Below are 9,403 nucleotides of genomic sequence, written 5' to 3'. Positions count from 1 at the left end.
TGTTGACAGTTATCAATGTATAGTGATAAAATCTTACCGATTTATTTTTCAGATTTTTCAAAACATTATAATTGGTGCAATGATAAGGAATAATACCTTTTATTTAAAGCCCAGAAAGAAGATGGTTTATGAAAATCTTCATGAAAATAAAATGGAACTAGCCTTTAAACAGTGAAAAGAACAGGTTTTTACTTTAGTAAACTTCACTGGAATTCTACCGATAAAAAGAAATCCTATTTACTCTATAGGAGTTGAGTGCAAGACTTTTTCTTTAATTCAGGTGGTAACACGGATAATATTCGCCCTGAGCTGACATTTCAGCTTGGTTTTTTTATAATAATTTTTAAATGACTAGGAGGTATATTAATAAAAATAAAAGGTGCTGAATTAATAATTAAGGAATTAAAAGAAGAAAATATCCATAATATTTTGGGTATCCAGGTTGGTATGACATTGATATTTTTGATGCTATTTACAATCAGGATGATATTGAACTAATTTTACCAAGACATGAGCAGGGAAGTATCCAAGTATAATAGTAGTACATGGTAAAAGTGTTGCAATAGGTTCCATTTCTGTTTATGAAAGATAATTTATAGTCTTTGTTCTAAATCAAAAAATAAAACTTTATATTCTTTTAAATAATTAATCAAATCCCCTTATAATATGATATAACTATCATATTATAAGGGGATTTGATATTACATTAAGCTACAACTTCAGATACGTTACTTGTTGTTTCTTCTAATACTCCTAGTTTTTTAGCAACTATCTTAGTAGTACTTGCTTGTACTATTAACGTTACAAGTATAGTCATAAATACTACTGAAGATATTATTTCATAACTTGGTACTTTCATAGCCACTATTATTCCTGATACTGCAGCTGGTATAACTCCAGTTTCTCTAACCCACATCATAAATAATTTATCTTTAAATGTCCACTGTGCTTTTCTATCAAATACAGTAGATACTAACACTACTAAAGGTCTTCCTACAAACATTAAAGCTAATACTGTTATTAATGATGGTAACCAATATTGAGCTAATGCTGATATATTTACTTGAGTCCCTAGTAAAACAAATATCGACATACGACATATTGTAGCTATACTTTCTGTAAAATGTACTGTTGGTTGATAATCAGCTTCTTCTAACCAAATTCCAAACATTTTTTTATTTCCTGAAATTAACCCTGCCATAAATACTGCCATATATCCACTACCATGGAACATTGTAGCTAATTCATAAGCAAGAGTAACTGTTAACATCGACATAATTGGAGCATAGGAATGAAATATTCCCACTCTTTTATCTGAAACTAATATTATTAATAAATATCCTACTAATATTCCTACACCTATTCCTACTGCTGCAGAAATAAGTAATTCCTTAAAACTTTCCATAGCTGAGAACTGACCACTCATAACTATACCTAATAATGCTGAAGATAATATAGCTCCTACTGCATCATTAAAAGCAGATTCACTTACTACAGTCTGTTTTATCTTGTCCTTTATTCTAACTTGTTTAAATACAGGTATAAGAGCTGCTGGATCTGTTGAAGCTATAACAGCACCTAAAAGAAAAGCTGTCATAATAGGTAAATTAAATATCATAGCTACCACAACACCTACTACAGCTGTAGATATTACAACACCTACTGTTGATAACATTCCAACACTTACCTTCACCTTATTTAATACTTTTAAGTTAATTTCTTTACCACCTTCATATAATATAAATGCTGATCCAAAAGTAAGTATTAAATTATTTTCTACTGGAAAAGCCCCTATACTTAAAATATTAAAAAAAGCTGGTCCTATTATTATACCTGCTATTAAGTATAGTATTACATCTGGAATTTTTAATATTTCACTTATTCTTCCCAGTGCAATACCCGTAATTATTATCATCGAAAATATTAACAATAAATTATTGGTAGCAATTGTTTCTATGCTTCCTTCCATACAATTCATCTCCACTCTTTCAATTTTGTTTTTATTTTAATTTAATAATTACTCATTATATACCCGTGATTATCATAAGTCAACGCTAGCAAACGTTGTCAAAATATAAAATTTTATTAACATTTTTTGAGTTTTCTAGAAATTTTAAGAGAATTTTGTCTTCCATAGAATTACACTTAATTATTAATATATTTTTCTTTTACTTTGCATTAAAAAAGCTATAAGATTTAATCTTATAACTTTTCTTTAACAGAACTATCTTCTGTTGTTGTTATTTTGTTGTTTTCTAGCTTTTCTGCACTCTGGACATCTAACTGGCTCGTTATCAAATCCTTTTTCTTTGTAGAATTGTTGTTCTCCTTCTGTGAATAAGAACTCAGCTTTACAGTCTTTACATATTATTTTTTTATCCATTATATTAATCCTCCTATAAAGACTAGATAGCAATAATTTGCCTTTATAGGAGAAAATTATTATCTAAATTAATCTTTATTTATTTTTCTTTACATCTAAGCATATCACATTATCTTAATAAATACAAGATTTTCCTAGCTTTCAGCGTTTTTATTTACTCTTAATATTGTTATTCAAATACTCTTTTATCAGTAATTAAATTCACTAAAAGTAACCTTCCATTACTCATAATCATAAAGTAAAGTAAGTAGTTTAGCATAGGGGGGCAAAATATGAGTATAGAAAGTCGTGAGCCAGTTATACAAGTAGGGCCAGGCCCCGCATCACAACCTTGGATAATCCCAGGACCTGGTCCAGTTATTCCACCATTTCCAACTGAAACAGAACCTGGACCAGTCATACCTCCAGGTCAAGATATTCCTAGGGTAAAAATAAAATCGTTATTTTCAAATGCATTTATAATAGTCGGATATGATGAGGTTTTATATGCTGTTGGTGCCATTCCTCAACAAGGTGAGACTTTTAGAATAATTCCTATTAATAATTATCAAGTAAAGCTTAGAATTGTCGGGGGACAATTTGTAAGAATTGATTATAATGGCGCATTAGTTGCTGATGCTAATAAAAATAATGCCACTATTTTTAATATTTTTCGAACTGGGTATATGGAATTTAGTCTGATGGCTCCGCAAGGAAAGTACGTCAATGTTAGACAAAGAGATAATATGTTGGTCGCTAGATCAGAATATGCGGGTCCTAGAACAAGATTTAAGTTTAGAATGGTTGACTAAATATAAAAAGGAAGTGTATGAGTCACACTTCCTTTTTATATTTATTATACTATTCCCATGGCATATTCCACTGCAATTGCAACAATTACAACTAGTAATGATATAATAAACCCATGTATCATAGGATTTAATCCTGACTTTTTCATCTCATTAAAATCCGTATTCATTCCAATAGCTGCAAGAGCTGCTACCATTAAAAATTTACTTAAATCTTTCATCAATAAAGATATATTTTCTGGTATTACACCAAAACTATTAACTACAGCCATAGCTACAAACATTAGTATGAACCAAGGTATTATGTTAGTTAATTTAACTTTTTCTTGTTTTGCATTTGGATTTTCTTTTCTCTTAAGCTTTGCACTTATCATAGAGAAAACAAGTACTGTTGGAATTATAGAAAGAGTTCTTGTTAATTTAACCATTGTAGCAAAGTCTCCTGCACCTTCACTAAATGCATATCCAGCGGCTACAACACTAGACGTATCATTTACAGCTGTTCCAGTCCAAAGTCCATAAGCCATATCGTTAAGACCTAACTTTTGACCTAAAATTGGAAATATGATTATCATAGCCATATCAAATAAAAATGTAGCAGACATGGCATATGCTATATCTTTATCATCTGCATCCACAACTGGTGCTATAGCTGCTATGGCAGATCCTCCACATATTCCTGTTCCTGCAGAAATTAAGTTTGAAAGTTTCCAATCAAGACCTAATATCTTTCCTATATAATATCCTCCACCAAAGCAAGTAAGTAAAGTAAATATCATAACTGTTAAAGAAAGTTTTCCTACATGAAGTATAGTCCCTATACTTAAAGATGCCCCTAATAATATAATTGCAAATTTTAATATTTTCTTTGATGTAAATTTTAATCCAGTTTGAATTTTCTTACTCGGCTTTTTAATTTGATTTATACCCATTCCAATAAATAGTGCTATTACTGATGCTCCTATTAAATGTATTGGTAAAATTGACTCTATAAATCTTGCACAAAATGCCACAAGTAAAGCTATCAAGAAACCAGGAATGACTTCTAATTTTTTCTTCATTCTAAATAATGTCTCCTTTTGTATAATTTCATTTCAATTCTACCAATAAATTACTATAATGTAAAATTATAAATATTTATTTATCTATAATTTATACTTATAATTAAAGTACTATAATTTATAATAAAAATACACTCCCTTCATAGTAACAGTTTTATTATTTAAACTATCTACTATAAAGGGAGCATATCATAATTTAGAATCAAGCTTTTTATTATAAATTTTCTAAAAATTCTTCTATTTTTCCCAGTAAGAAGGTCTTTCTATAAATACTGGTAATTTTGTTTTTGAATTTCCTCTTGCACTATTTATTTGGGATTGAGTAAGATACATAGTATTTTCTAGGTTGCATCCTCTAATATCTGCATCTCTCATATCTGCCCCAATAATAATTGCTCCACTTAAGTCTACGTCTTGTAAATTTGCTCCTATTAATAAAGTTCCTGCCAAGTTTTCTCCTATTAGTTTTTTTCTTCTAAGATCTTTTCCTATAAAATCAAAACCTAAAGGCATATCATTTTTTCTTTTATGCTGTTTGTTTTTTATTAAATTTGATCTAACTTCTTTTAAAAGAGAATTTACTTTCATTCTATGAGCTTCAATATTTATATTTAATATATCTTTTCCAGAAAGATTAGTAAGATTTTCAGTTTCTTTTATCATAAGATTTATTCTAATTCTCATATCTTCACTTTCTGCAAAAGTAATACTATCATACAAGTACCAAATCATTTCTTGCAAATTTTTAACTACTACAAAAACATCATACATTTCCTGTGATTGTTGCGGTGAATTTTGCCAACTCAAATTTTTATATGTATACTGAGCAACCTTTTGACCAGCTCCAAAACAATCATAGTTAATACATCCTTTAAGATTATTTTTGCTTAAGTCTTTATGTATTTTACAAGTAAAATCTTTACTTAAGTTCATACAAGGCTCTCCCGAAACTTTGTCTTTTGGAAAACCATCCATTTTAGAAAAATATAAGGCTACACAACAAAATCCAAAACATTTACTACAATCTATTTTTAAATTTTCATAAGACTTTTTATCATTATAATTTCTATACTTCATCTTTTCTCCTATTATTTAGCAAATTTATTATAAAAATTCACTAACATTCCTTCTTTTATATCTTCTACTTCATTTATACACCTTAATTCTTCTAATATTGATAGGGCGAAAGTTAAAGCAGTTGCTGGCCCTCTACTAGTTATTATATTATCATCAACTACTACAACCTCATCTTCTACGTAATTAACTTTCTCTTTATCTTGAATAAAACCAGGGTATGAAGTACATTTTTTTCCTTCAAGTATATTAAAATATTCTAAAGTTTCTGGGGCTGCACAAATAGCAGCAACAATTTTTTTCTTTTCATTCATTTTTGTAATTAATTCTTTTACACAATCTACTTTTAAGTTCTCTGCTCCTGGTAGTCCTCCAGGAAGTACTACTCCATCATAATCTTCTTTATCAATATCTTTAATATTACAATCAGATTTTATTATTATATTATGAGTTCCTCTTACATACTCGTCTTCAATAGAGCACATCTTACAATCTACATTAGCCCTTCTAAGTACATCTACTACTGAAAGTGCCTCTACTTCTTCAAAACCATCTGCTAATAAGACTAATACTTTTTTCATTTTATTCTCTCCTTTATTCGTAGTAATAATTTTCAATTGGAATCATTATCATATTGAATTTTTTTTTCATTCTTGCTATCATTTAATAGATAGTTATTATAAGCAAAATCAAGAAAATTCATATATATTATTTAGCTATATATAAAACTTATGAGGTGAATCAATGTTAATAAACACACATTTTATTATATCTAAATCTGTATTAGATAATCTAGAATCAAATAAATCTTTCTTTCTAAGTGAGAAGAATTTTATTTATGGTAATATTAAACCAGATATTTCTTCAAAATATGTACTTAATAAGCATTATTTAGAAGAGTCTTTATCTATGGTTCTTGAAAAAATCAAATATCTATGTCAGTTAACTTTAGATTCTTTAAAAAAATATTTTTCCATAAGTAAATTAAGTCAAGAGCTGGGTGTTATTTGTCATTTTTTATGTGACTTTTTCACTACTCCTCACAGCGAGCGCTGGGAATTTACTCATAGTATGAATAAGCATGTTGTCTATGAAAAAGAACTTGCTTCTTATGCTAAAGAAATGGATTTTTCAAATTGTGATTTAGATTATGAAATTAATCATAGTGTGGAAGAATTTTTCCATAATCTATATAAAAAATATAAATCTAGTTGTACTAGCTATGAAAACGATTTAAAATTTTCATCATATATTTGTAATATTATTGTAAATCATGTACTAGATTCAATTTTAATTAATACAGCAAATTCTTATACATTAAAAAACTGTGTATAATAAATAGGACTATTATTTAGTCCTATTTATTTTTTTAATCATTTCTATACCATCTTTTACACTATTAACTACATAAGATGCACTTTCTTTTACTTCTTCATTTGATTTATTCATGGCAAAACTATATTTTATATTTTTTAGCATACATATATCATTAGGTGAATCTCCCATAGTTGCAACTTCCTCCAATGACACATTATATTTTTTACATATATGTTCTATTCCATGACGTTTAGATACATGATTAGGAACTATATTTAAAGTATAAGGTCCTGATAAATAAATATCACATACTTCGCCAAATTCACTTTTATAATAATATTCTAATCTTTTAAGTTCATCCATATTATCTGAAACTATTCCCACATTTCCTACTAGATTATCAAAATTTTCTTTTTTAAATATTTCTTCGTCTAAGATGTAGTCCTTAGTGTAATGACTGAAAACATCTTCTCCTCCACTTAAAACTATCTCCCCATTATATTTTAGATAAATATGAGCTAAATTCGATTCAAATCTATTTATAATTTTTCTCACTAAATAATCATCAATTGGCTCTTTAAAAATTAAGTTTTCATCTTTGTCAAAAATAAATGAACCATTTTCACAAATAAAATATCCATTTAACTTAATTTTATTACTTATCATATCGCATGCCTGTTTAAATACTCTTCCCGTTGCCACATGAAATATTACACCTTCTTTTTCTATTTCCTCTATGGCTTTTACATCTTCATCGCTAATTCCATCATTATAAAGAGTTCCATCTAAGTCACAAAATATATGTCTTATCATTTTTCCTCCTAAAATCTATATTATATTTAATAATTCTAGTCTTAAGTCGTTTAATAAAGTTTTACAAGCTCTATATCTAATTTGTTGTCTATCACCATTAAATATGTATTTTTTTACTATAGTTTTATTATTTATTTTAATTCCCATATATACAAGTCCTACAGGTTTTTCTTCACTTCCACCTTCTGGTCCTGCTATTCCTGTTGTAGATAGTCCAATATTTGTATTGTGTCTTGATGCCACACCTTCAGCCATTTCTTTTGCACACTGCTCACTTACTGCTCCAACAGAATTTAGTGTTTCTGATTTTACACCTAAGCTCATTATTTTAGCTTCATTTGAATAAGTTACACATCCTTCCATAAAAACAGAAGATATTCCTGGGTAATTTATTAAAGAAGAAGATACCATACCTCCTGTACAAGATTCTGCTACAGCTATAGTTAAATTATTTTTCACTAGAATTTTCGCAACTTCATCTTCTATAGTTGTTTCATCTTCTCCATATACAGCTTCCTTAAATCTATTTTTTATCTCCTGTGCTACTGGAAGTATTAATCTCTCTGCTTCCTCAATATTTTTTCCCTTTGCTGTTATTCTTACAGTACACTCTCCATCCTTTGCATAAGTGGCTATAGTAGGATTTATTTGTTTTTGTATTAAATCAAGTAAATCATTTTCTACCTTTGATTCTCCTATACCAACTATTCTAAGAACTTTTGACTTAAGTATATCTTTGCTACCTTTTTGCAAGAATGGTTTTACAAAGTTGTCAAACATAGGCTTCATTTCTCTTGGAGGACCTGGCATTACAATTATAGTTTTACTTTCTTTTTCCATAATGCACCCTGGAGCTGTACCATATTCATTTGGTAGTATTGTAGAGTTCACTGGAAAATAAGCTTGCTTTTTATTATTTTCTGTTGGTGTTCTTTTCATTTTATTATATATTTCTATAATTTTGTCCCATGAAGGCTGGTGAAACTCCATTTCCAAATTAAAATATTTTGCACAGACTTCCTTTGTAAGATCATCTGCCGTTGGACCCAACCCTCCAGTTAGTATTACTAAATCACTTCTTTTAAAACTTTCTCCTAACTGATCTAATAATCTTTTTTCATTATCTCCTACAGTTATTTGGTAATATACATCTACCCCCATATTTGCAAGCTCATTTGATAAATAATGAGTATTTGTATTTAGTATATCTCCTAAAAGTATTTCAGTACCTACAGTAATAATTTCTGCTTTCATTAATATCACCTTCTTATTTATTTTAGAATGATGGTGGTGTCATTGCACAAACTAATACACATTTTTCATCACCATAATTTTCATACACATGAGGAATTTTGCTATCAAAATAGAAACTATCTCCTTTTTCCAATATATATTCCTTATTTTCTAATATTATTTTCATTTTTCCCTCTATTATATATCCACATTCTTCTCCTTTATGTGAAACTAAATCTTTATTTATTTTAGTTTCTTCATTTAATGTAATTAAGAGAAATTCTATCCTTTTATTATTTAAGTTTGGCATTAACAATTCATAAGATTTTGTAGAATCATTCGTATTAATGGACTTTCTATCATTTCTTCTAACTACTACCTTTTCTTCTATATTTTTATCATCTTCATCAAAGAAATATCCAATATTAACTTCTAATACGTTAGCAATCTTCCACATAACTTTTATTGATGGTACTACCATATTTCTTTCAATCTGACTAATAAGTCCTGTACTTAGACCACTTTCTTGTGATAAATCTGTAATACTAAATTTCTTACTCTTTCTTAGTTCTCTGATTTTTTGACCAACGTCTATATTCATATCAATATCTTTTTTCATTTTTCACTTCCTTAATAACCTTCTTCCCCTTAAATATTTTTCAATATATTAAATTTTCAAATTAATTTGCATGTAATATTTTTCATATTTTCACAAATATAATACTACATATATT

General features: G+C 28.2%; 10 protein-coding genes. 2 read left to right on the top strand and 8 right to left on the bottom strand.

Features of this window, described 5'->3' with window-relative positions; all coding sequences use genetic code 11:
* Positions 1-706: 706 nt before the first annotated feature.
* Together NSA58_RS11170 and NSA58_RS11165 are read right to left on the bottom strand one after the other, a co-directional pair.
* Positions 707-1,969, bottom strand: coding sequence for a cation:proton antiporter (locus tag NSA58_RS11170; RefSeq protein ID WP_257560469.1), 1,263 nt, complete (start codon positions 1,967-1,969; stop codon positions 707-709).
* Positions 1,970-2,224: 255 nt separating this feature from the next.
* Entirely contained in the window at positions 2,225-2,383 is a 159-nt protein-coding gene (locus tag NSA58_RS11165; protein ID WP_209006040.1) for a zinc-ribbon domain-containing protein, read from the bottom strand.
* Between the two features lie 272 nt (positions 2,384-2,655).
* On the opposite strand from NSA58_RS11165, the gene NSA58_RS11160 reads away from it, so the two are divergent.
* The gene (locus tag NSA58_RS11160; protein ID WP_257560468.1) at positions 2,656-3,174 is read left to right on the top strand and encodes a fascin domain-containing protein; all 519 of its coding nucleotides are present in this window, start codon (positions 2,656-2,658) and stop codon (positions 3,172-3,174) included.
* Between the two features lie 44 nt (positions 3,175-3,218).
* Here the strand turns inward: NSA58_RS11160 and NSA58_RS11155 are convergent, their stop codons facing one another.
* The 3 genes from NSA58_RS11155 to NSA58_RS11145 form a co-directional block, all read right to left on the bottom strand.
* Positions 3,219-4,232: a YeiH family protein gene (locus NSA58_RS11155; RefSeq protein WP_039679687.1), complete on the bottom strand. Its 1,014-nt coding sequence runs from the start codon at positions 4,230-4,232 to the stop codon at positions 3,219-3,221.
* A gap of 237 nt (positions 4,233-4,469) precedes the next feature.
* Complete coding sequence (locus tag NSA58_RS11150) at positions 4,470-5,309, bottom strand: pentapeptide repeat-containing protein (protein WP_039680930.1); 840 nt, start codon at positions 5,307-5,309, stop codon at positions 4,470-4,472.
* A gap of 11 nt (positions 5,310-5,320) precedes the next feature.
* A complete protein-coding gene (locus NSA58_RS11145; RefSeq protein ID WP_039680929.1) occupies positions 5,321-5,887 on the bottom strand; it encodes a DJ-1 family glyoxalase III in 567 nt (188 codons plus the stop codon).
* Positions 5,888-6,050: 163 nt separating this feature from the next.
* On the opposite strand from NSA58_RS11145, the gene NSA58_RS11140 reads away from it, so the two are divergent.
* Complete coding sequence (locus NSA58_RS11140) at positions 6,051-6,641, top strand: zinc dependent phospholipase C family protein (protein ID WP_039680928.1); 591 nt, start codon at positions 6,051-6,053, stop codon at positions 6,639-6,641.
* Between the two features lie 12 nt (positions 6,642-6,653).
* Here the strand turns inward: NSA58_RS11140 and NSA58_RS11135 are convergent, their stop codons facing one another.
* From NSA58_RS11135 to NSA58_RS11125, 3 genes are read right to left on the bottom strand one after another with little or no spacing between them, the layout of a single operon-like run.
* The gene (locus tag NSA58_RS11135) at positions 6,654-7,436 is read right to left on the bottom strand and encodes a Cof-type HAD-IIB family hydrolase (RefSeq protein ID WP_039680927.1); all 783 of its coding nucleotides are present in this window, start codon (positions 7,434-7,436) and stop codon (positions 6,654-6,656) included.
* 15 nt (positions 7,437-7,451) lie between these two features.
* Positions 7,452-8,690 carry a competence/damage-inducible protein A gene (locus NSA58_RS11130; RefSeq protein ID WP_039680926.1) on the bottom strand — a complete coding sequence of 413 codons (1,239 nt, stop codon included), beginning with the start codon at positions 8,688-8,690 and terminating at the stop codon, positions 7,452-7,454.
* Positions 8,691-8,712: 22 nt separating this feature from the next.
* Complete coding sequence (locus NSA58_RS11125; protein ID WP_079764820.1) at positions 8,713-9,288, bottom strand: cupin domain-containing protein; 576 nt, start codon at positions 9,286-9,288, stop codon at positions 8,713-8,715.
* Positions 9,289-9,403 lie beyond the last annotated feature (115 nt).

The sequence above is a fragment of the Terrisporobacter muris genome (assembly GCF_024621905.1).
GTDB classification, from domain to species: domain Bacteria; phylum Bacillota; class Clostridia; order Peptostreptococcales; family Peptostreptococcaceae; genus Terrisporobacter; species Terrisporobacter muris.
The sequence above is the reverse complement of the archived record's forward strand: the minus strand, read 5'-3'. Positions and strand labels throughout refer to the sequence as shown.

What these genes read in the sequence shown, in the direction of transcription:
- NSA58_RS11170 (WP_257560469.1), bottom strand. Translation starts at nt 1,969, where the DNA reads ATGGAAGGAAGCATAGAAACAATTGCTACCAATAATTTATTGTTAATA.
- NSA58_RS11165 (WP_209006040.1), bottom strand. Translation starts at nt 2,383, where the DNA reads ATGGATAAAAAAATAATATGTAAAGACTGTAAAGCTGAGTTCTTATTC.
- NSA58_RS11160 (WP_257560468.1), top strand. Translation starts at nt 2,656, where the DNA reads ATGAGTATAGAAAGTCGTGAGCCAGTTATACAAGTAGGGCCAGGCCCC.
- NSA58_RS11155 (WP_039679687.1), bottom strand. Translation starts at nt 4,232, where the DNA reads ATGAAGAAAAAATTAGAAGTCATTCCTGGTTTCTTGATAGCTTTACTT.
- NSA58_RS11150 (WP_039680930.1), bottom strand. Translation starts at nt 5,309, where the DNA reads ATGAAGTATAGAAATTATAATGATAAAAAGTCTTATGAAAATTTAAAA.
- NSA58_RS11145 (WP_039680929.1), bottom strand. Translation starts at nt 5,887, where the DNA reads ATGAAAAAAGTATTAGTCTTATTAGCAGATGGTTTTGAAGAAGTAGAG.
- NSA58_RS11140 (WP_039680928.1), top strand. Translation starts at nt 6,051, where the DNA reads ATGTTAATAAACACACATTTTATTATATCTAAATCTGTATTAGATAAT.
- NSA58_RS11135 (WP_039680927.1), bottom strand. Translation starts at nt 7,436, where the DNA reads ATGATAAGACATATATTTTGTGACTTAGATGGAACTCTTTATAATGAT.
- NSA58_RS11130 (WP_039680926.1), bottom strand. Translation starts at nt 8,690, where the DNA reads ATGAAAGCAGAAATTATTACTGTAGGTACTGAAATACTTTTAGGAGAT.
- NSA58_RS11125 (WP_079764820.1), bottom strand. Translation starts at nt 9,288, where the DNA reads ATGAAAAAAGATATTGATATGAATATAGACGTTGGTCAAAAAATCAGA.